Source organism: Vibrio sp. ER1A (assembly GCF_000733315.1).
Lineage (GTDB): Bacteria > Pseudomonadota > Gammaproteobacteria > Enterobacterales > Vibrionaceae > Vibrio > Vibrio mediterranei.
Window position 1 is genome coordinate 108340 of sequence record NZ_JPJA01000084.1, and the last position, 22800, is coordinate 131139.

Annotated in this window: 22 protein-coding genes; 10 read left to right on the forward strand and 12 right to left on the reverse strand. The window is 44.4% G+C overall.

Translation table 11 applies throughout. The features are described from left to right. Positions 1–24 precede the first annotated feature (24 nt). Positions 25–354 carry a hypothetical protein gene (locus tag HW45_RS05410; RefSeq protein WP_038225415.1) on the forward strand — a complete coding sequence of 110 codons (330 nt, stop codon included), beginning with the start codon at positions 25–27 and terminating at the stop codon, positions 352–354. Between the two features lie 80 nt (positions 355–434). On the opposite strand, the gene glyA is transcribed toward HW45_RS05410, so the two are convergent. Then, on the reverse strand, positions 435–1685 hold the full coding sequence (gene glyA, locus HW45_RS05415) for a serine hydroxymethyltransferase (RefSeq protein WP_038225416.1): 1251 nt from the start codon (positions 1683–1685) through the stop codon (positions 435–437). 348 nt (positions 1686–2033) lie between these two features. Between glyA and HW45_RS05420 the strand changes: the two genes are divergently transcribed. Beyond that, positions 2034–2633 (forward strand): YitT family protein, encoded by a 600-nt coding sequence (locus tag HW45_RS05420; protein WP_006075748.1) that lies wholly within the window; start codon positions 2034–2036, stop codon positions 2631–2633. Between the two features lie 48 nt (positions 2634–2681). Here the strand turns inward: HW45_RS05420 and treC are convergent, their stop codons facing one another. The 5 genes from treC to gmhB all read right to left on the reverse strand — a co-directional run bounded on the left by treC (position 2682) and on the right by gmhB (position 8000). Beyond that, a complete protein-coding gene (gene treC / locus HW45_RS05425; RefSeq protein ID WP_038225418.1) occupies positions 2682–4364 on the reverse strand; it encodes an alpha,alpha-phosphotrehalase in 1683 nt (560 codons plus the stop codon). A 76-nt stretch (positions 4365–4440) separates the two neighbouring features. Then, on the reverse strand, positions 4441–5865 hold the full coding sequence (gene treB / locus HW45_RS05430; RefSeq protein WP_038225419.1) for a PTS trehalose transporter subunit IIBC: 1425 nt from the start codon (positions 5863–5865) through the stop codon (positions 4441–4443). Between the two features lie 233 nt (positions 5866–6098). Continuing rightward, positions 6099–7043, reverse strand: a complete 945-nt coding sequence (gene treR, locus HW45_RS05435) for a trehalose operon repressor TreR (RefSeq protein WP_038225420.1) — start codon at positions 7041–7043, stop codon at positions 6099–6101. Next, positions 7043–7411 carry an MliC family protein gene (locus HW45_RS28320; protein ID WP_051867818.1) on the reverse strand — a complete coding sequence of 123 codons (369 nt, stop codon included), beginning with the start codon at positions 7409–7411 and terminating at the stop codon, positions 7043–7045. Before HW45_RS28320 ends, treR begins: the two co-directional genes overlap by 1 nt. Before the next feature lie 37 nt (positions 7412–7448). Next, entirely contained in the window at positions 7449–8000 is a 552-nt protein-coding gene (gene gmhB / locus HW45_RS05445; RefSeq protein ID WP_038225421.1) for a D-glycero-beta-D-manno-heptose 1,7-bisphosphate 7-phosphatase, read from the reverse strand. A 199-nt stretch (positions 8001–8199) separates the two neighbouring features. On the opposite strand from gmhB, the gene metN reads away from it, so the two are divergent. Genes metN through HW45_RS05460 form a run of 3 tightly spaced genes read left to right on the forward strand, consistent with a single transcriptional unit; the run spans position 8200 to position 10744 of the window. Next, positions 8200–9234 (forward strand): methionine ABC transporter ATP-binding protein MetN, encoded by a 1035-nt coding sequence (gene metN, locus HW45_RS05450; protein ID WP_038225422.1) that lies wholly within the window; start codon positions 8200–8202, stop codon positions 9232–9234. Next, entirely contained in the window at positions 9224–9901 is a 678-nt protein-coding gene (locus HW45_RS05455; protein WP_038225423.1) for a methionine ABC transporter permease, read from the forward strand. Before metN ends, HW45_RS05455 begins: the two co-directional genes overlap by 11 nt. A 33-nt stretch (positions 9902–9934) precedes the next feature. Further along, the gene (locus HW45_RS05460; protein WP_038225424.1) at positions 9935–10744 is read left to right on the forward strand and encodes a MetQ/NlpA family lipoprotein; all 810 of its coding nucleotides are present in this window, start codon (positions 9935–9937) and stop codon (positions 10742–10744) included. Between the two features lie 86 nt (positions 10745–10830). Here the strand turns inward: HW45_RS05460 and HW45_RS05465 are convergent, their stop codons facing one another. Together HW45_RS05465 and syd are read right to left on the reverse strand one after the other, a co-directional pair. After that, positions 10831–11607: a Zn-ribbon-containing protein gene (locus tag HW45_RS05465; RefSeq protein ID WP_038225425.1), complete on the reverse strand. Its 777-nt coding sequence runs from the start codon at positions 11605–11607 to the stop codon at positions 10831–10833. A 2-nt stretch (positions 11608–11609) separates the two neighbouring features. Then, complete coding sequence (gene syd / locus HW45_RS05470) at positions 11610–12155, reverse strand: SecY-interacting protein (RefSeq protein WP_038225426.1); 546 nt, start codon at positions 12153–12155, stop codon at positions 11610–11612. A gap of 110 nt (positions 12156–12265) precedes the next feature. On the opposite strand from syd, the gene queF reads away from it, so the two are divergent. The 5 genes from queF (at position 12266) to xni (ending at position 19577) form a co-directional block, all read left to right on the forward strand. Further along, positions 12266–13111: an NADPH-dependent 7-cyano-7-deazaguanine reductase QueF gene (gene queF, locus HW45_RS05475; RefSeq protein ID WP_006075398.1), complete on the forward strand. Its 846-nt coding sequence runs from the start codon at positions 12266–12268 to the stop codon at positions 13109–13111. A 30-nt stretch (positions 13112–13141) separates the two neighbouring features. Further along, the gene (locus HW45_RS05480) at positions 13142–15406 is read left to right on the forward strand and encodes a tetratricopeptide repeat protein (RefSeq protein WP_038225427.1); all 2265 of its coding nucleotides are present in this window, start codon (positions 13142–13144) and stop codon (positions 15404–15406) included. A gap of 104 nt (positions 15407–15510) precedes the next feature. Next, positions 15511–17079, forward strand: a complete 1569-nt coding sequence (locus HW45_RS05485; protein WP_038225428.1) for a GGDEF domain-containing protein — start codon at positions 15511–15513, stop codon at positions 17077–17079. Between the two features lie 290 nt (positions 17080–17369). Continuing rightward, positions 17370–18731, forward strand: coding sequence for a nucleotide 5'-monophosphate nucleosidase PpnN (gene ppnN / locus HW45_RS05490; RefSeq protein ID WP_038225429.1), 1362 nt, complete (start codon positions 17370–17372; stop codon positions 18729–18731). Positions 18732–18794: 63 nt separating this feature from the next. Then, complete coding sequence (gene xni, locus HW45_RS05495) at positions 18795–19577, forward strand: flap endonuclease Xni (RefSeq protein WP_038225430.1); 783 nt, start codon at positions 18795–18797, stop codon at positions 19575–19577. Between the two features lie 14 nt (positions 19578–19591). Here the strand turns inward: xni and rlmM are convergent, their stop codons facing one another. Genes rlmM through HW45_RS05515 form a run of 4 tightly spaced genes read right to left on the reverse strand, consistent with a single transcriptional unit; the run spans position 19592 to position 22613 of the window. After that, on the reverse strand, positions 19592–20683 hold the full coding sequence (gene rlmM / locus HW45_RS05500; RefSeq protein ID WP_038225431.1) for a 23S rRNA (cytidine(2498)-2'-O)-methyltransferase RlmM: 1092 nt from the start codon (positions 20681–20683) through the stop codon (positions 19592–19594). Then, positions 20680–21096, reverse strand: coding sequence for a DUF423 domain-containing protein (locus HW45_RS05505; RefSeq protein WP_038225432.1), 417 nt, complete (start codon positions 21094–21096; stop codon positions 20680–20682). The genes rlmM and HW45_RS05505 overlap by 4 nt, the downstream gene beginning before the upstream one ends. Continuing rightward, a complete protein-coding gene (locus HW45_RS05510) occupies positions 21089–21712 on the reverse strand; it encodes an alpha/beta family hydrolase (RefSeq protein WP_038225433.1) in 624 nt (207 codons plus the stop codon). The genes HW45_RS05505 and HW45_RS05510 overlap by 8 nt, the downstream gene beginning before the upstream one ends. Beyond that, positions 21705–22613 carry a transcriptional regulator GcvA gene (locus HW45_RS05515; protein WP_038225434.1) on the reverse strand — a complete coding sequence of 303 codons (909 nt, stop codon included), beginning with the start codon at positions 22611–22613 and terminating at the stop codon, positions 21705–21707. Before HW45_RS05515 ends, HW45_RS05510 begins: the two co-directional genes overlap by 8 nt. Between the last annotated feature and the right edge of the window lie 187 nt (positions 22614–22800).

The following is a 22800-nucleotide window of genomic DNA, read 5'->3' on the forward strand; positions in this document are numbered from 1 at the left end:
ATATTATTCAATCAAGGATGTAGCATGAAGTTATTTAAAGTTGGTCTGCCTATTTTAGCCGCTACTGTTATTGGTGGTTGTGCTCAGAATACTCAACAAGACAACTACTTAGAGGCGTCATTTGAACTGTGTAATACCGAGGTAAATCTATACTCGGTGAGCGACGACGGTCGAGTTCGTATCGTTTGTAAAGACGGCGCTAAATTCGCACTGAACAGCGAGAAAACGCTGGATATCATGCGTGACATTAATATTGATTACTGTAATGGTGAAGGCTTGGGACAATTTAGTGAAAGTCGCAAGTACTACTCGTTCAAGTGTAAATCTGGAACTTTACTGAATATCAACAAGTAGCCAGCGTTTACTTTTCAAACGAATACAAGATCAAAAAAGCGAGCACATAGCTCGCTTTTATTATTTCTTCGATAAATCTATTAAGCGTAAACAGGTAGACGCTTACAGATCTCTAGTACTTTAGCTTTTGTCGCTTCAATCACTGATTCATCATTGATGTTGTCTAAAACATCACACATCCAGTTAGCAAGCTCAGTCGCATCTGCTTCAGTAAAACCACGGCGGGTAATCGCTGGAGAACCAACACGGATACCAGACGTTACGAATGGGCTGCGTGGGTCATTAGGTACTGAGTTTTTGTTTACAGTAATGTTCGCTGCACCTAGGGCTGCATCCGCTTCTTTACCTGTAATATCTTTGTCGATTAGGTCAACAAGGAACAGGTGGTTCTCAGTTCCGTTAGACACAATCTTGTAGCCGCGCTCTTGGAACTGGGCAACCATCGCTTTTGCGTTCTTAACTACGCGAGCTTGGTACTCTTCAAACTCAGGCTCCATTGCTTCTTTGAATGCTACTGCTTTACCAGCGATAACATGCATCAAAGGACCACCTTGACCACCAGGGAAAACAGCTGAGTTTAGCTTCTTGTACATGTCTTCGCCTGCATTAGACAGGATTAGACCACCGCGAGGACCCGCTAATGTTTTGTGTGTTGTGGTCGTCACAACGTGTGCATGAGGAACAGGCGTTGGATAAACACCAGCTGCAATAAGACCTGCAACGTGCGCCATATCAACAAACAGATACGCGTCGACTTTATCCGCAATTTCACGCATACGAGCCCAGTCTACGATCTGGCTGTACGCAGAGAAACCACCAATGATCATTTTTGGCTTGTGCTCAAGTGCTAGCTGTTCCATCTCGTCATAGTTGATTTGACCAGCTTCATCGATACCGTAAGGAATTACGTTGTAGTGCTTACCAGAGAAGTTAACTGGAGAACCGTGAGTAAGGTGACCACCGTGTGCCAAGCTCATACCTAAAACTGTATCGCCCGGGTTAAGTAGAGCCATGTACACGGCACTGTTCGCTTGAGAGCCAGAGTGAGGCTGAACGTTCGCATACTCACAACCAAATAGCTCACACGCACGGTCAATCGCTAGTGCTTCCGCTTTATCGACGTATTCACAACCACCGTAGTAGCGCTTGCCCGGATAACCTTCAGCATATTTGTTTGTTAGCTGAGAGCCTTGCGCTTCCATTACGCGAGGGCTGGTGTAGTTTTCCGAAGCGATAAGCTCGATGTGCTCTTCTTGACGAAGGGTTTCTTCTTGAATAGCTGCAAATAGCTCCGCATCGTAATCAGCGATGTTCATATCACGCTTAAGCATCTGTATCTCCTGACTCAGATTGTTCTGAAAGTTTCAAAAAAACCACACAATGACCAAAAGCAAACGTTTTCGTCACCACATTTGATGACTTGCATCATACATAATTTGATCTAGGTCATAAAGAGAAAATTGGAAATTTCTCATGCAGTTTTCTCATAGTGAACCTTAGGTATCATCATGGGCGCCTGAATTAGTACGACAATGTGTACACTAAGTGTCAATAATTCCATTTACACAGTGTAAAATTTGAATTACATAGGTTTACCGCAAATTTCGCCTTCAAGCTACCGAAAAGATCATCTTTTCAATACTATTGCGGCGATTATTACTAAGAAGAATTTTGAACTGATGCAAAAACACTCACGTAGAGAAGATTGGATAGCAATACTGACTGGTACATTTATTGTTGCCCAAGGTATTTTCTTTCTTCAGTCGGCTCAACTATTAACTGGCGGTACCACAGGTCTAGCGCTTCTTGTAAGCCAGTTTGTGCCGGTTTCTTTCGGTACCTTGTATTTTGCCTTCAATAGCCCGTTCTATCTGTTAGCATGGAAACGCTTTGGTAAACGATTTGCCGCGAGTAGCGCTATTTCGGGAGCATTGGTCTCTGTTATCACAGACAACATGTACCGTGTCGTGTCACTGGATCAGATTAACGATATTTATTGTGCCATTGCTGGCGGCTTGCTGATGGGGCTCGGCATGCTGATTCTATTCAGACATCGCTCAAGTCTTGGTGGTTTCAATGTGCTTTGCCTGTTTATTCAAGATAAATTTGGTATTTCAGTTGGCAAAACTCAAATGGCAATAGATTGCTCGATCCTAGTCGCTTCGTTCTTCTTTGTCTCACCGAGCGTCATTATGATCTCCATCTTGGGTGCAGTGATGCTGAACCTTGTTCTAGCTATGAACCATAAGCCTACCCGCTACGTGGTGACCTACGGTTAATACCAATGCCCTTCGCTTTCCTCTCAGTTCGGCGAAGGGCATTGCTCGTTACTTATTAATCAAAATAGCTAACGTCTCATACGGCTTCATGACTACTTTTTTCTCAAGCGTTACTTTGCGTTCTAGCTCGTAGTTGCTCAAGACTCGTTGTCCAGTGAGCGCAACAAAAGATTCCGGTAGAGTGACCTGAGTCTCCTGCCCGAAATAGTTATTCAGGCATAGCAACATGGTTTCAGCGTTTTCTCGCAGATATCCATGCACCTGTTCATGCTCCGGGAACAAATCAGTATAACTACCATCGGTTATTACAGGCATCGTTTTGCGAAGAGCGATCAGTTCCTTGTAGAAGTAGAACACGGATTGCTCGTCTTGAAGTGCTGCCTGCGCATTGATTTGTGGGTAATTTTTAGAGACCTCGATCCAAGGTATTCCTGAAGTAAACCCTGCATTAACACTGCCATCCCATTGCATCGGCGTGCGAGAGTTATCTCGAGATTTTTGCTGCAAGATTGCCATCATCTCATCATGAGACGTTGTACCCTCTTCAACCATTAGCTGGTACATATTCAAACTTTCCACATCACGATACTGAGCAAGCTCAGTAAAGCCTGGGTTAGTCATACCAATCTCTTCGCCTTGGAATATGTATGGCGTTCCTTGCATTAAATGGACGGACGCTGCGAGCATTTTCGCCGACTTATTGTGATAGCGGGTATCATTACCCAAGCGGCTCACAATGCGTGGCTGGTCATGGTTACACCAAAACAGTGCTCCCCAACCTTTGCCATTCAGACCCGTTTGCCAATGGTTGAAAATTTGCTTGAGCTGGGCAAAGTCAAAATCCGCTTTAGTCCACTTCTCTCCATTTGGATAATCAACTTTCAAGTGATGAAAGTTAAACACCATCGACAGCTCTTTGCTATCTAACGCGCTGTATTGCAGGCAATGCTCTAGCGTTGTCGAAGACATCTCACCGACCGTCACTGAACCATACTTTTGGAATACCGCTTCGCTGATCTCTTGTAGATATTCATGCACTCTAGGGCCATCAGTGTAAAAGCGACGGCCATCACCAATATGATCATCTGCAAAATCTTGCTGCTTTGAAATCAGGTTAATGACGTCTAACCTAAATCCATCGACTCCTTTTTGCGCCCAAAACTCAATCACACGTTTCACGTCGTCTCGAACAGCAGGGTTCTCCCAGTTCAGATCGGCCTGCTCTTTGGCAAACAAATGCAAATAGTATTCGTTTGTGGCTTCATCTAGTGCCCATGCAGAGCCACCAAATTTAGATTGCCAGTTGTTTGGGGCTTGCCCATCACGACCAGGTTTCCAAATATAATAATCACGATAAGGACTTTGCTTATCACCAAGAGCGGCCTGGAACCATTCATGCTGTGTTGACGTATGGTTCACTACGATATCCATGATAATACGAATCCCCTTTTGATGAGCTTGTTCTAGTAGCTCATCAAAATCTTGCATGGTGCCAAAATCAGGGTTAATAGCGTAATAGTCAGCAATATCGTAACCGTTATCAATCATTGGAGAGGCATATACTGGTGTTAACCAGATAGCATCAACACCAAGCTGATCAAGGTAATCTAGCTTTGAGGTAATGCCTTTGATATCCCCCATACCTTTGTTGCCGCTGTCACAAAAACTCTTCGGATAGATTTGATAAATAGTGGCGGTTTTCCACCAGTCTTGTTGAGCTTGTTGACTCATCGATTTCAATCTCACTTACCATTACAAAAGAAACAAAAAGAAAACAGTGGCTCAAATTGAGCCACTAATGGGGGAGTTACGCGCTTGCAAGCTCTAGCTCGCCTTTTGACTGAGCGCGTTTATACAGGAACAGGGTTAGGATAATTGGCACCGCCATAGCTACTAGCATCGCCATTAGATATACCGTCCAGTACTGAGGTTGGATGGAAAGAATACCCGGTAGACCACCAACACCAATACCATTCGCCATTACACCAGCACTACCACAAATCGCTGCAGCAAGCGCACTACCAATCATGGCGCTCAACATCGGGAATTTGTATTTCAAGTTAATACCGTACATTGCAGGCTCTGTTACCCCTAAGTACGCAGAGATAGCAGCAGGAACTGAAATATCTCGTTCGCCTTCGCGCTTACTAATAATGATGATACCGACAACTGCAGAAGCTTGAGCAATGTTTGACAAAGCAATCAAAGGCCAGATTGGCGTACCTCCAAGGTCTTGCATAAGCTGTAAGTCAACGGCGTTAGTCGTGTGGTGGATACCCGTTATCACAAGTGGTGCGTATAGGAAGCCAAATACCATAGAACCAAGAACCGCGAAGTCACCCGTCATCGCAGCTTTCGCTGCAAATGCAACACCGTCACCCAGCACGCGACCAAAAGGACCAATAAGTGCGTGCGCCAAAATCACAGATAGAATGATTGAAACGAAAGGCACCACAACCAGATACAGGTAACTTGGAACAATACGTTTAAGGTTCGTTTCGATAAAGGCCAACGCAACACCGGCTAACATGGCTGGAATGACCTGAGCTTGATAGCCCACTTTCTCTATCACGAATAAACCAAAGTCCCAGACTTCAGGAACCTGCTTACCGATTAAGTAGGCATTCATTAGTTGTGGCGACACCAAGGTCACACCCAGAGTAATACCCAGAATAGGTGTGCCTCCCAGTTTTTTCACTGTCGACCAACACACACCAACAGGCAGGAAGAAGAAGATTGCTTCACCAATTAACCATAAGAACGAATGAACCGTGGCCCAGAACTGGCTGATTTCAACCAGCGTCTTGCCATCGAACATGCGAATGTCGCCAATGACATTTCGAAAACCAAGAATCAGACCACCAGTGATAATCGCAGGTAAAAGAGGAACAAAAATTTCGGCTAAATGCGAAATACCACGCTCGAGAATATTCATATTTTGGCGAGCAGCCAGTTTGGCATCATCTTTTGATGCAGCTTTCTTTCCCGCCATGTTAATAAGTAGCTTGTATACTTCATCGACTTCAGTACCAATTACGACTTGGAATTGGCCAGCATTGGTAAAACAGCCCTTAACAACCTTTAAGCTTTCCAGTGCTGATTTATCTGCTTTTTCTGTGTCGTTAAGAACAAATCTCAGACGAGTTAAGCAGTGACTCACACTGGCAATGTTGTCGGCTCCGCCTACCCCTTCGATGATGGCTGCAATGTCTTGCTTCGCTATCTTGCTCATCGTATGTACACCTTTTTACTGATATAGAGACGTTGGATAACAAACGTCCATGTGTCTCGTTGTATTAATAATACCGCAATGCGCCAATGGGAACATTCCCAAAAATCTAAATGCAGTGTGACACACGAGAAAGAAACGTAAATGGGAACATTCCCATTAATTGAGAGTGATCACAATAATTGTAGAGAAATGCATCAAAAGAAAAGGATGAGAAGACAGAGTAGAAGCCGTTTTTACACAGCTTCTTGTGTGAGATGAGAGACGATAGCGTCGCCTTTCAATTGCTTAATCAATAGGTTAGCTGCTTTTTCACCTGCTTGATGATAGCCAGGATCAATACTGTAGATATTCGGGAATAAAAATGACAACAATTCATTGCCACCAATACCCGTGACAATAATGTCCTCTCTTCCTAACTCTTGTAAGCGCTTAATGGTGCCCAGTGCTAGAGTATCGCTCGCGCAGACAATGGCTTGCAGGGAATCACTCACCACATCATCCACTAGTGAGTATGCACTCTCATGATGAAGTGCTCCGGTACGAAACCGAGCCGGCAATTGCTGCTCTTCACACCAAACTTGATAAGCGTTTAAACGAGCTAAGCCTGTAGTTTTATCTTCAGGATCCACACCAATAAACGCCAGATCACTCACGCCTTGATCTTTAAGCTTATTAAGAACCGCGTGGATCAAACCGGCATTGTCGTAATTGATCGACGACACTCGATCGGTATCCATCGCAATCACAACTACCTTTTCATCCCAATCTGCCACGGCATCCAGATCCAACTCGGTAAAACCAAACACTATTACCCCATCCACATTTCGCTTTCGCAACACGTTAAGATGTTCATTAGTTTTCACCGGATCGAACTGGCTTTCCATAATCACAACGTCATAGCCTGCCGCATAGAGTACATTAAGCATGCTGCTGACGGCTTTGTTTTCAGAAGGGGAATCCAGTCGAGAAATGATCACACCAATCACGTTCTGAGCTCCACCACCTCGCATAGACTGAGCCGATTTTGACGGAACATAACCATGCTCCGCGATCACCTGCTCTACCTTTTCGCGAGTCTCAGGCTTAACTTTGGGGTCATTGGTCAACACTCGAGAGACGGTCGATTTGCCGACTCCCGATAGTTTCGCGATATCAAGTATGGTCAGTTTTTTAGTCATTAGCCTTTAGGAATACTACGTGTGGTCATACGGCAGGACTTATCAGTGACACCATTCATTGTCAGCATGCCTTCTCGGCCTTTACTGAACAACTCAATATTAGAATCGGTTTGCGACTCACCATCCAAGGTATAGCGCACGCCGGATGCTGAGGGGACTCGATGCAACGGATATTCCGTCTTATCTATCAGCAAAAGGATTTGTTCACTGGAAAGTTGAGTGACCTGGAAATTTTGACTATCACACTCATATTGGAGCACATGATAATTACCAGCTGCGGATTCCGTTTGTCCGCCACTACTGCATGCCGCCAATCCACTCACCAATAAAACGGGTAACAACGTTTTTTTTGCAATTGAAAGCATCATTTCTCCTCTTTAAGGCCAACACCCATTCAGTTTGTGTCTATTTAGCAAGATACGCTGGTACGTCGCGGATGCTATCAAGAACCGTAGTCGCAATGGACTCACCGCGCTCAGTAACAGGTTTACCTGTACGAACTAAAATCTTAGTACCCACACCAGCCGCTACAGCCGCCATCATATCTTCTGCTTTGTCACCCACCATAACGGATTTAGCCATGTCTATCTTGAGAAAATCTCTTGCCGAAATGAACATCCCCGGTTTTGGCTTACGACAGTCACAATCTTGTTTGTAGTCACCAATTCCGTGCTCTGGATGATGAGGGCAGTAGTAAATACCATCAAATTCGACACCATTATCTGAGAAGTTCCAGTCCATCCATTGAGTTAGAGACAAAAAGCGGTCTTCTGAGAACATACCACGAGCGATCCCAGACTGGTTCGTTACCAATACGAGCATGTATCCCATATCTTGTAATTTCTTAGTCGCTTCAAATACACCTTCAACATATTCGAAGTCATGTTCATCGCTTACGTAGCCATGGTCGATATTGATTACGCCATCACGGTCCAAAAACACAGCTGGTTTTGCCACAGGTTACTCTCTTGCTCTAGATAAGTGCTAATGACATGAATTATTACATGCTTTTATATCCACATCACTATGAAAATGCCGTTTAGACGTCTAGACGTAAAAATATCTATTGACACAAATCGGTGAAACCCATAGCATCTTCTATCAATTGAGATGTAGTTCAAACTTTTATGCTACTCATTGGGTTTAGGTTGCTTAGATGATCGAAATTAATCAGGTAAACAAAGTGTTTTATCAAGGGACAAAGGAAATCAACGCTTTGTCTGATATTAACCTCCATATTGCTGAAGGCACCATCTTTGGTGTGATTGGCTCATCCGGTGCAGGGAAAAGTACCCTGATTCGTTGCGTTAACATGCTAGAAGCACCGACGTCTGGAGCAGTCATTGTTGATGGTATTGACCTGACTAAACTGTCCAAGTCAGAGCTCAGCGAAACGCGCCGCAATATTGGCATGATCTTCCAACATTTTAATCTGCTCTCATCTCGTACCGTATTTGAGAATGTCGCGTTACCACTTGAACTTGCAGGTAAAGCAAGTTCTGATATTGAGAACAAAGTCTCTGAACTGCTTAAATTAGTAGGCCTTGCCGACAAGCGTGACACCTATCCGGCTAACCTGAGTGGCGGACAAAAGCAGCGCGTCGCCATTGCTCGAGCCTTGGCTTCTGATCCTAAAGTTCTGCTATGCGATGAAGCGACGAGCGCACTAGACCCAGCGACGACTCAGTCTATTCTTGAACTGCTCAAAGAAATTAACCGTAAGCTTAAAATCACCATGTTACTTATTACTCATGAAATGGATGTGGTGAAAAGCATCTGCCATGAAGTGGCAATCATTGGTGATGGTCGCCTTGTAGAGAAAGGCACTGTGGGCGAAATCTTCGCTCATCCTAAAACCGAGCTCGCGCACGAATTTATTCGCTCCACACTGGATCTTTCTATTCCGGAAGATTATCAAGCTCGCTTGCAAACCGAACGAGTTGAAGGCAGTTACCCACTGGTACGCCTTGAGTTCACTGGAGCAACCGTTGACGCACCGCTAATGACGCAAGTTGCGCGCAAATACAACATTGATGTGAGCATTCTCAGCTCAGATCTTGATTATGCCGGTGGGGTTAAATTTGGCATGATGGTCGCTGAGTTATTCGGTAATGAAAGCGATGATAATGCAGCAATCCAATACCTTCGTGACCACAATGTAAAAGTAGAGGTACTTGGCTATGTCCTTTAATACTGTCTCTGAATGGCTATCACTTAATAGCAATCTACTGCTCGGCGCGACATGGGAAACGCTCTACATGGTCGCTGTTGCTGGCATTGTTGGCTTCGCCGTAGGTATTCCGCTAGGGGTGATTCTACATACAACAAAGAAAGGTGGCTTGCTGGAAAACCCACGTCTAAATAGTGTGCTAGGTGCCGTAGTCAACGTAGGCCGTTCTGTACCATTCTTAGTATTAATGGTCGCCATCATTCCAGTGACCAAAATGCTCATCGGTACCTTTATTGGTACAACAGCAGCCATCGTGCCATTAACAGTAGGGGCTATTCCATTTGTCGCTCGTTTAATTGAAGGCGCCTTGCTTGAAGTTCCAACGGGCTTAGTGGAAGCGGCGCAGTCAATGGGTGCTACCCCTTATCAAATTATTACCAAAGTGCTGCTTCCTGAAGCATTACCTACTATTGTCAATTCAGTGACAATTACATTAGTGACACTTGTAAGCTACTCAGCAATGGCTGGCACAGTCGGTGGCGGTGGTCTTGGTGATGTCGCGATACGTTACGGATTCCACCGATATGATGTGGTTATCATGGCAGTTACTGTCGTCATGCTCATCGTATTAGTACAAATTATTCAGTCTATTGGCGACGCTATTGTGCGCCGAGTAGACCACAGATAATTGAAGTTTTAGATTTATAACAAGGAGAGAGTCATGAAATTCAATGTTAAGAATTTACTCGCAATCGCAGCAGCAGCGTCTGCACTCGTTCTAGCCGGTTGTGGTGAGAAAGAAGCCGATACTAACAAAATCAAAGTTGGTGTTATGGCCGGTGCAGAAGCACAGGTAGCAGAAGTAGCAGCGAAAGTAGCAAAAGAAAAATACAACCTTGATGTTGAGTTAGTTACCTTCACAGATTACGTGACGCCAAACGCAGCGTTAGATGATGGCTCTATTGATATCAACGCATTCCAACATAAGCCATATTTGGATCAACAAATTGCAGACCGCAACTATAAGCTGACTGTTGCAGGTAACACATTTGTCTACCCTATCGCAGGCTACTCTAAGCAAGTAAAGTCTGTGGATGAAATCCAAGATGGTGCTCGCATTGCAGTACCAAACGATCCAACAAACCTAGGTCGTTCTCTGCTGCTTCTTGAGCAACAAGGTCTGATCACGCTACGTGATGGCGTTGGTCTACTGGCTACCGTTCGTGACATCGAGAGCAATCCGAAAAACATCACCATCGTTGAGCTTGACGCTGCTCAACTTCCACGTTCACTCGACGATGTTGCGCTGTCAGTCATTAACACTACGTACGCTAGCTCTATCAACCTAACACCTCAAAAAGACGGCGTATTTGTTGAAGATAAAGAGTCGCCATACGTAAACCTTATCGTAGCTCGTGAAGACAATGTAAACGCTGAAAATGTACAAAACTTCGTTAAAGCATACCAAACTGACGAAGTCTACAACGCCGCTTCTGATATCTTCCAAGGTGGTGTTGTTAAAGGCTGGTAATGACTCGCTTTTAATTCAGATACAAAAAAGGTTGAAGCATCTCGCTTCAACCTTTTTTACGTTCTAAACCCTGCGTTCAAACTGTTTTACTTCAGATGATCCCAAGAAATATTCGACACTATTCGGCAGGTATCGCATTTGAAGTAGAAAATGTCATGCAAAGGCTCATCAAGTAGCCATTCACCACCACATTTAGGGCATTTGCGAGCTTTCTCTTCTGCTAGATCCTTACCACCAACTTTGTAGAGATAGTAATAGGTTGGAATTTGTGTAATGTACTCAATGCGGCCACGAATATCCCAACCACGACGGAAAATATCACTACCAATGTCCGATAGCTCTCGTAATGCGGCATGCTCAGCTTTACATCCTCCTGCCATCTGAATCTCATCGCAAGCTTGCCATTCGGTTTGCCATTTAATGACCGACTTATGGTCTCCATTTAAAGTCGGAGGGTTTCGGTAGAGCGGAATAGGCAATAAGGTCTCACCACTTCGAAGTGGAGAACAAGTGTGCACATAGGTGGTATAAAGCACCTGCCAACTTGGTACTTCATCTTCTGCCGCTTGCTCTGAGTTAATATCGCGTCCCAATAATCTTACTTTAGGTGCGAGCAGGCATGCCTCTGATAAACGCTTGAGGCAGACTTTCACAAAATCAGAGTGATGTTTGGGATGTAGGCTTTCTTGTTCAGGACACACAGCTCGTACAAAAAACTCCCCTTCCCCCATCATTATGGGAAATTCACGCCCTAATACCTGACCGTTATATCGCAGCGCATCCATCAGGCCATTAATACCTTTTTCTACTGCGCTAATAGTGGTGTTATCAAAACACTCAAAATGAAGCTCAACAACATACATAATTAAACGTTAGGCTCCAATCCATCGAGGAAAGTGACGATATCTTCAGCAATCACATCTCTTCTATCGGTACCCAAACGCTCCAGAATGACATTTCCAGTGATGTTGCAGATTGAAATCACGTCCATATCGGCATCGGTTGCCGCGATAAATACCGTAGGCTTAAGCTTCAACCTTCTTTGTGTCACCAAGTGGCCCAAGATATTTTCTTGCAAACGAGTAAAATCATCGTCACTCCAAACTTGCAGTAAGGTCAGTTCGTTACCCTGCCAAGTTGCTTCCATATCAGCACTATATTGATGGCCGTAAAAACCTTTAATGTCATCGTGAAGGCTCAACTCAATACCTTGCTCGATGTTTTCGAGCATCTCAGGAGCATCGCGAAGACAATGTGTCCAATAAACCTGTTGCTCGTCTTTGCTATCAATACATGGGGAAACTAATCCATGCAATTCTTCACTAGCAGGAAGTGTTTGATGTTTTTCTTGCCATGCTTGTTGATAGCGTTTTGAAAACGCCTCCAAAGCTTGTTGTACACTTTGATTCATATTCTCTCCAGTTATCCTTCGCTTACAACGCGTTTTACCACGACAAAGGATGACAGCTATTCAGGGATCTCGTAAAATTCAGCTTATTCTAATCGAAATATCACACAATTATGAGCAAATATTCCAACGCTAAAGAGCTTTCAGGTCTCACCCTCGGCCAAAAAACCGAGTACGCCAATCACTACGATGCCACTTTATTGCAACCAGTGCCGAGAAGCTTAAATCGTGATGACCTTGAACTAGGGAAAACTCTGCCATTCCAAGGGTGTGATATTTGGACGCTATATGAAATCTCATGGCTCAATGCTAAAGGTTTACCTCAAGTCGCGGTCGGTGAAGTGTCCATTCCAGCTACGAGTGCAAACCTTATCGAGTCGAAGTCATTCAAACTGTATTTGAATAGCTACAATCAAACGCGATTTGCAACTTGGGAGCAAGTGCAGTCCACAATTGCAACTGATCTGTCTAACTGCGCAGGCGAAACGGTCAGTGTCAAACTGACCCCTGTCGCGGATTTCGAAAATACCAAAATCGTAGGTATGGCAGGCGAATGTATTGATGACCAGGATATTGCCATCGATAACTACGAATTTGATGCAGAGCTTCTTAAAGACGCTGCGGGTGATGAAATCGTTGAGGAAGCGCTTCATAGCCATCTGCTAAAATCAAATTGCTTGATCACTAATCAGCCAGATTGGGGCAGCGTGGAAATACAATATCAAGGCGCAAAGATAGATCGAGAAGCGTTACTGCGCTACTTAGTGTCCTTCCGCGAACACAACGAATTCCACGAACAGTGTGTCGAACGTATTTTCACTGATTTGATGCAATACTGTAATCCAACTAAGTTAACTGTGTATGCAAGATACACTCGTCGCGGTGGTTTAGACATCAACCCATACCGTTCTAATCAATATCAAGCACCTGAGCATAATGCTCGTATGGCAAGACAGTAACCTTTTAAACTTCAGGAAATGGACACTTTCATGGGCTCTAAATTTTGGGTTGTATTAGGGATTTTTGCAGCGCTTCTAAGTAGTGTGGCGAATGCAACGTCGTCTTTTACTTCTCCCCTCTTGGTTGAGGCGGATAAGTTGGTCGAAATTGAGCCCAGCAAAGCGCTAGAAATCGCGACCGACTACCTGACAAACCGCAGTTTTGCAGAGCCCAATGATGATCGCCTTCCAAACCTATCTCGTGACGATACCGACCAACGCATTCGAACGCCATTAAGTACGGTGAATGCGTTAATCATCGCTTCTCAAGCCCAGTTTAACTTGGGACGAGTCCGCGAGGCGTTGCAAGGCTTAGATAAAGCCGAGTCAATGACCAAGCAATATCACTTGCTGTTCTTAGAGTTGGATGTACGTATTCTCAAGACACGTTTACTATGGCTGACAGACAGCGAAGGGGCAAAGGCGTTAGATGCGCTCAAGACTATAGAAAAAGACCTTGAGGCGATTCGTAAAGGCCAAAGCATTGCTAACCGCACCAGCTACCGCATCAAAATCTTACAAGCAGAGATAGCTTCGGCGAAAAATGAATACGATCTCGCGAATCATATGTATCAAAAGGCGAATGAATTCGTACCGCAAGATAAACTTTCGAAATGGGAAGTTGAATATCATACCGCTTATGGTACCCACTTCCTCCGCTACCGACGCTACAACGAAGCGCTATCTGAGCTCTTGCTCGCTTATTGGACCGCAATCGAGCTGAACAGTAGCGATCAGCTGGCACATATTAACCAATTGCTAGCGCAGTTATTCATGCAGCGTCAGGTACTGGATAAAGCGCTTGAACACTTGTCACAAGCCGCCGATTTTTATGGCAATTACCCTGAGTCCCCTATCCTCGCGGATGTGTTAAAGCTCATGGGGGATATTTATTTCCTTCAAGGGAAATACAACTTGGCTTTAGTGCATTACTTTAATGTTATCGACCACCAAGCAACCGATAAAAATATCGAAAAAGTCATCGATATTCGAATTAGTTTGGCATCCACGTATTTGCAACTCTACAACTATCCGCTTGCCGAGCAGTATCTTACCCGAGCAGAAAACCTATTAAGTTATGCCGATTACCCGGCGCTTAAGGCGCGTGCATCACTATTGTACGCAGGACTAGCTTACCACCAGCAAGAAAATGACAAAGTCATTGAACATGCCACCAAGGCACTTGAGCTGAGTAAATCCCTGAATCAAACATCGCTAGAACAGCAAGCATACCAGTTATTAGCGTTAGGCCATGAACAGCAAGGCCACTACCAACAAGCACTCGATGAAATTAAGAAAGCTAATTCGCTGCGCATTTACCAGCAAGATCAGCTTAATCAAATAAGTGAAGACGCCTTCAGGCAACAAAAACAGTTTGTTGAACAGGGCCTACACTACGAAACGCAAAAACAAGAGCTCAAAGATGCACTGCTGCAACAGAAAAAGTTCCAGAAAGTCGCTTTTGGTCTGTTCTGTGCCCTCTCTGTCATGGCACTGATGGGGCTGAGATTGTTCTATGTTTATCGACGTAACAAAACCGAGTTAAAAGAACTTAATGACACGTTATTTACCCATGCTCGCTCTGGTTTGCCGAACCTACGTTTATTAAACGCTAACTTACCAAGTTCGTTGCAGCGCACCCAAAGCTACTTTGAACAGTGGCAGGTTGGTGAGCTTATTAACGAGCCTTTAAGCGATCGTCTTCGTTTTGTCATGATCGATGTACCGTTCCTAAGAAATATGTACCTTCAAAACGGTTATAAATCGGGTCTCGAACTAGAACGTGCATTTGGTGAATTTATCCGCAGCAAAATAGAAAGCCCTGCTCGTATCTATCATTTCTCAGACGCGAACTTACTCTATATTGAACCGAGCATTAAGCCACGAACTGCAGAGAGCTTATTCGAAGAAATTCAAAGTTGGGTGGACGAATTTGAGCCAAATCGAAACATCAATCGTATCGTCCGTGTCGGCATGGCCAACTACCCATTCTTGCCGCGAGCCTACACCGCCATCAATGATAAAGAGCTGCTTGACATATTACTCATCGCTACACATATGGCGCGAGATGTCAGTATGAAAGAAAGTAAAAGTCATTGGGTTTATTTGAAGGCAATAGATAATGCACCTGCCGCAAGTTTAGCGACTGAAGATATCCGACAAGCATGCCGAACCGCTATAAAACAAGGACTAATAAAAGTGCACTCATCCTCTCAGAATGAGGACGGGTTCAAAAAAATACTGACTAGTGAGTAAAAATACGGCACTTGAACGCAAGATTACGTGACGTTGTGATGTTTTTTGATATTATCAATCAATACATCAATAAGTTTGACAACTAGTTTGTTTTTATAGGATTTATGGGCTCACAGGATAGCGAGACAATGGAGAATCTCCATCAGCTTAGAATGCAGTTGGAGCAATTACGCGTTGCTCAACGAGATGCATCGCTGAAATCTCGTCGTGAGCAAACTATTCTAAAACGCTTTATTGGTACCTTAAGTCACGCCCATATTGGTTCGCACTCGCGAATTGATGACAAACTGATTGAATTACGCCATGAGTTAGAGCATAACAAAGACATCAGTAGTTTGGTGCCAAAGTTTGCTATTTTGGAGCGCCTTATCGGTCAAAAGGCAGTTGCCATGGAAAAACAACAAAGCTCATTGGAAGAGCAGACTCGACGCAGTGGCGAAACATTGCAGCGCGTTGCCGGCCTACCCGCTCAAATCAAGCGTGACCTGCGCTCTATTCTTGCTTACAACGACAACAATTCGCTAAAACTTACCGACAACGCGGTGAAGCTACTGGCGATTTATGAACGTGCCATCAAGATTATTACCTCAAACTCTGCGTTAACCTCCAAAGAACCAGAAATCAGTGCGGATTCCGCTTTACTGTTAACCTTAGGTGACGAGCTTCAGAACCTGATTACAGAACTTGATTTTGACGGTGAGCCTGGGGAGCAGCTGTTTGAAATTCGCTCTAAGCTGCTTACTGACGCCTCCGGCAATAACTTGCTCGAGCTGACCTTACAAGTACTACGTTTGGTTATTGATGCCACCAAATATGAGCGTCGCACCTCAGAGCAATTTTTAGAACGAGTAAATACGTCACTTTCGTCCTCACTAAAAAGCAATGCTCAAAACCTCGATCAGAATCAAATCTACTTTGAGCAGCGACAAATCATGAGTAAAGAACTCAGTGATTTAGTGACTACGGGACAAAACAGTATCGCCAACTTGCAAGACTTAGAAGATGCTAAGCGAACCATGAATCCATTGTTTGCTCAACTAGCTTCCCTAACCGAGCGCCTGCAACATGCCGAAGCTCGTGAACAAGCCTTGTTAGAAAGAATGACGCATAGCAATAATCAACTTGAGTCACTCTACGATGTCACTCAAGACTATCGACGCCGCCTAGAGGATCAATCCAAACGCATGCTGTTAGACCCTCTTACTAAGGTCTACAATCGTACCGCTTTGCTGGATAAACTTGAGATCGAATATCGTCGCTGGCTTAAAAATCAGCATCCGCTCTGGGTTATCATCTTTGATATTGATAAGTTCAAGAGCATAAACCACAACTTTGGCTATAGCGCTGGAGACAAGGCTCTTAAAATCATTGCCAAAACCATTTCAAGTTCAGTTTCAAATACTGATACCGTTGCTCGCTTCTCTGGCGAAGAGTTTGTACTGATTATGCCTGAACAAAATGAAGCTCACTGCCAAGCTAAAGTTAGAGAAATACAAACTAAAATCAGCAACTTACCATTCAAATTCCGTGACCAACTGATTACAATCACTCTATCAGCAGCAAGCACAGCCTTTAGCCACAATGACACCCCCGATGAAGTGCTTGAGCGTTTGCACAAAACGATCGCCCACACTCAAAAACTCGGTCCTAACCAATTGGCTTGGAAGCCCTAGTCCTCTTTTATTTTTCAAATAGTTATAGAAACTTGTGTCACATTTGCTAATCTAATAGTTATCTGTGTACTTAACCGTAGCTACTGCTGGAGCTAAGTCCACAGCCAATAACTAAAACTACGCGACCAACTGCAAAGCGCGAGTAACTATAGCAACACAAATAACTATAACAACACGAATGACTAAGGCGATTGGTCCACTGTCTGATATTTGACTCTTAAGCTTTCAATCAATAAATACAGACAGTAGCGAGACACGAATCGCTTTCGGTTCTAGAAAAGGAAATGCTTATGATCACGCATATTAGCCCAGCAGGGAGTATGGACCTGCTGTCTCAGCTAGAAGTAGAGCGTCTTAAAAAAACCGCATCTAGTGACCTTTATCAACTGTATCGCAATTGTACCTTAGCGGTACTCAATTCCGGCAGCCACACCGACAACTCAAAAGAGCTGCTCGACAAATATAAGACTTTTGATGTTAATGTCATGCGCCGTGAACGCGGCATCAAACTTGAACTAGCCAATCCACCAGAACATGCATTCGTGGATAGCCATATTATCAAAAGTATCCAAGAACACCTCTTCTCTGTGTTACGTGACATCGTATACGTCAACATGCACTTGGCCGATAGTCAGCGACTTAACCTGACCAACTCTACCCATATCACTAACTTAGTGTTTGGTATCTTACGTAATGCGGGCACATTGATTCCGGGTATCGAACCTAATTTGATTGTCTGTTGGGGCGGACACTCCATAAACCCAACAGAATACCAGTACACTCGAGAAGTCGGTAACGAACTTGGTCTACGAGAGCTTAATATCTGCACTGGTTGTGGTCCAGGCGCAATGGAAGGACCAATGAAAGGAGCCGCGATTGGTCACGCCAAACAGCGTTATACTGAGCAGCGTTATCTAGGTTTAACCGAACCATCAATTATTGCGGCCGAGCCACCAAACCCAATCGTCAATGAGCTGGTTATCATGCCCGACATTGAAAAGCGCTTGGAAGCGTTTGTTCGAATTGCCCACGGCATTATTATTTTCCCAGGTGGTCCAGGGACAGCAGAAGAACTGCTATATATCCTTGGCATCATGATGCATCCGAATAATGCCGACCAGCCAATGCCAATCGTCCTGACAGGTCCGAAAGAGAGCGAAGCCTACTTCCGCTCCATTGACGAGTTTGTCCGTTCGACCCTTGGCGAAGAAGCGACGAAGTATTATCAGATCATTATTGATAATCCAGAGAAAGCTGCACAAATCATGAAGCAGGCGATGCCAACGGTAAAAGAACATCGTAAAAAAACGGGCGATGCATACAGCTACAACTGGTCACTGCATATTGAACCTGAGTTCCAACTTCCGTTCGACCCTACTCATGAAAATATGGCAGGGTTAGATTTACATCTTAACCAAAGACCTGAAAACCTAGCAGCCGCCCTGCGCCAAGCGTTTTCCGGCATCGTGGCTGGTAACGTTAAAGCTGAAGGCATCAAAGAGATAGAGAAACATGGACCATTTATCATTGACGGTGATAAATCATTAATGAAGAAAATGGACCGATTGTTAGGTGATTTCGTGGCGCAACAACGCATGAAATTACCGGGTTCTGAGTATGTTCCATGTTATCGAATCGCCAACGGCGAATAAAACACTGAAACTCAACTGAAGATTATTTACAATAAGGCCACGTTCTCAAGTGGCCTTAAATTTATGTCAATTCATCTCGTTATCATCGATGCACTCAATCTCATCCGCCGAGTACATGCGGTTCAACCCGACCCAACAGATATCGACAGAACCATTCAAACCACGTCGAGAACCTTACATCGCATTTTAGACGAGTCCAAACCCACGCATATCATTGCCGTGTTTGACCATCATGAACAGGATCGAGGTTGGCGCGCTGACATCCTTCCTGAATACAAGCAAAACCGTAAACCCATGCCTGAGCCTTTATTCAATGGGTTGGAAAAAATACAAGATGCTTGGTGGCAATTAGGCATCGATTCCTTGCTTTCTGAAGGTGATGAAGCTGATGACTTGGTCGCGACCTTGGCGGTAAAAGTAGCCAGTCACAACGAGAAAGTCACCATTATTTCTACCGATAAAGGCTATTGCCAGATACTTTCGCCAACATTACAAATTCGCGATTATTTCCAACACCGTTGGCTAGACGCACCATTTGTTGAGCAAGAATTTGGGGTCAAAGCGGAGCAACTTGCCGACTACTGGGGGTTAACCGGAATCAGCTCATCACAAGTACCCGGGGTTGCCGGGGTAGGACCTAAAGCGGCCAAGGAAATCCTTAATCAGTTCGACGATATCGAGTCGGCTTATGCCTCAGAGGACCTCGCAGCTAAATACCGTAAGAAGTTAGATGAGCATATTGAAATGGCGAGAAAGTGTAAGCAGGTTGCCGCACTCAAAACCGACATTGAGTTAGGCTTTAATTTACAAGATATCAGATTCGAGGACTCAAGCGCTCAGTCTTAAGCCCCCAATACGCTTTAATGAGGTGAGATGTTGGATAGCACTTGGATGTGCACTGTGATTTCTTCACGGTCGTGATACAAGTGCTTAGCTTGAAGCTTAAACTTCACCTTGTTCTCGATTAAGAATACCTTAAGGTTTTCAATATCCTGAAGAACTTCGTCATAGCGACCTTTCATTGGCAACTTCAGGTTAAAGATAGTCTCTTTCGCCCAACCACGAATCAACCACTCGCCCATCAGATGGGCAACACGAGCTGGTTTCTCAACCATATCACACACCAACCAAGTAACGTTTTTACGTGGTGGCTCAAACTTAAAACCATCGACTTGATGATGCTTAACTTGACCAGTATTCATTAAGCTGTCTGCCATCATGCCATTATCGATAGCATGAACAAACATCGAACGACGCACTAATTGATACGTCCAACCGCCTGGACAAGCACCTAAATCAACGCCCCACATGCCTGATGCTAATCGAGTATCCCACTCTTCTTTAGGGATAAAGACATGGAATGCTTCCTCAAGCTTTAATGTTGAGCGACTTGGCGCATCCGCCGGGAACTTAAGACGAGGGATACCCATGAAAAACGCTGAGCTATTTTCTGGATAGGAGTAACCAACAAAGCAGTGTCCTGAACGAATAAAGCAAATATGCAGCACTGGCTTCTTACTATGCTCTTTATTGAACAGATAACCTTTACCACGCATCGCTTGGCGAACCGGCACCGTGAACTTACGACAGAACTTAAGAAGCTCTTTCGCTTCATTAGTATCAGGAGTTTCAATACGTAAATCCCCACAGCGAGGAAATTGCTCAATGGACTCCAATGATTCAAGTAGCGGCGTAATACGGTCTTCTGCTGGGAGTGACTCTAGTTCACTCGCGATGGCAAACATTTGACGAGCAAAAATCAGTGATTGGAAATCGATCTCACGAATCAATCTATCTGCATCGCCTGCTTGGTAACATTCAAATATCACATAGCCAGAGTTATTCTTCACTCTAGGGAAGCCGAATACTTCAATGGCATTCGCTTTGTCTTGAATCTCACCTGCACACTCTTTCTCGAATCCAGAGCGGCAATAAAGCATTACTTGTTTCACTGATTGACTCCATCTTTGGTTGTTTCGTCAGTCATCTGATATCCAGCGTAGGCGAGAAATACCCAACCTACCATAAACATCACGCCGCCCATTGGAGTGATAGGTCCAAACCACTTCACCCCTGTTAGCGCTATGGCGTATAGACTACCGCTAAAGAAAAGGATGCCGATGATAAAGCAAATCGCAGCACGATGAAATGCCTTTCGAGAATTAGGGTTGCTAACGATCGTTGCCAACAAAGCACACAGTAGGATCGCTAAAGTATGAATAAACTGATAAGTCACGCCCGTTTCGAAAACGCCAATAAGATAAGGCGACAGTATCTTTTTCAAACCGTGGGCAGCAAACGCCCCAAGCGCAACACTCAACAGCCCTGAGATGGAAGCGACTATGACAAGAAAGCGGCTAGACATCAGAGATCCCTTTGATAAACAACGCGAGACGATCTACGGCTAACTGTCTATTTTGGGCTTCCGTGAACCCCGAAGACTTGCGAGGCTTAAAGCTATGATCACCATCGGGGATAAAGCTGGTTGAGACTTGGTCTGAAAACTCGAACTGTTCGAATTCTTCAAATTTCCCAAACGTATCTCGCTCTCCTTGGATAATAAGAATCGGTTTATCAATCGTCGCTAAATGTGCACCTTTATAATTCTCTGGTTTACCAGGGGGATGGAATGGGAAACCTAAACAAGCAATGGATTGAACCATGGGATGTTTAGATAGCATGGATGCCATACGTCCTCCCATCGACTTACCACCAATCACTATCGGCTGACCATCAGCAACTTCCTCGATGACTGCTGTCATCGCCTCTAACAGTTTAGGCGCTCGATCAGGTGGGCGTTTTTTGCCATCTATTGCACGTTTTTCCATATAAGGAAAATTGAAACGAGCAACGCGAACCCCTTTTTCAGCCAAACGCGTGGTGACATCTTGCATGAACTCGTGATCCATTCCAGCACCCGCACCGTGAGCAAATAAGAACAGTGGTCCATTTTCTGGGCCATCAAACGCAACATTATTCATCCAGAAGTTCCTCTTGCTCACTCTGTGCCTTAGCTAACATCCAATCTCTAAAGGTCGCGATACGTCCCATATCTGCTTGTTTATCATGGCACACGACGTAAAACGCATTCTTGGTGACCAGCACTTCATCAAACGGAGCAATCAATCGCCCAGCATCAAGCTCGGGTTGAGCTAATACGTTATTCCCTAAAGCAATCCCTTGCCCATGTGCCGCGGCTTGCAGCACCATAGTCGAGTGACTGAATATCGGGCCATGATTCACATTTACGCCATCAATCTCGTTTTGTTTCGCAAACTGCTTCCAGTCTTTACGAGAGGTATCATGCAATAAGGTGTGTTTTGACAAATCAGATAGCGCATCTAAAGGCTTATTGCCAAGTAACAATGCTGGAGAGCAGAGTGGTACCAAAAACTCCTGATAGAGCTTATCAGCACGTAAACCAGGCCAATTACCTCGGCCGTAGTAAATCGCTACGTCAACGTCATCCGTTAGCGAACCCTCATCCATGTCCACCGCTTTTATGCGCACATCAATGTCAGGTTCTTGCTCATTAAAGTCAGCAAGCCTAGGAACCAACCATTGAATCGCAAAGCTCGGCGGTAAGCTGATGGTCAACGCACCTTTTTCGCTTCGCTCTAATACCTTATCTGTCGCTTCAGCTAAAGAGGTAAATATATCTTTGATATCAAGAAAATAGCCTTGCCCTTCTTCGGTAAGCAATAATGAACGATTACGGCGACGAAACAGTTTTAATCCCAAGAATTCTTCAAGGGCTTTAATCTGATGACTGACCGCAGCTTGGGTCACAAACAGTTCTTCCGCTGCGCGAGTAAAACTCAAATGGCGCGCTGCAGCTTCAAAAACTTTTAGCGAGTTAAGTGGAGGCAAACGTCTAGACATAGCGACTCTCTAAAGCATTAGTTTTTTTAATCTGAAACATTATAAATTGTCCATTGCCGAACAGCCAGAGAAATTCTATATTTCATCCCGCAAACGCGAGTCTGAACGGCTTGATTCTCTGTAGAATCAATTGACTTGCGCTTGCGATGTTGTGTTTGCAATCTCGATTTTCGAGTTAGGTAGATTC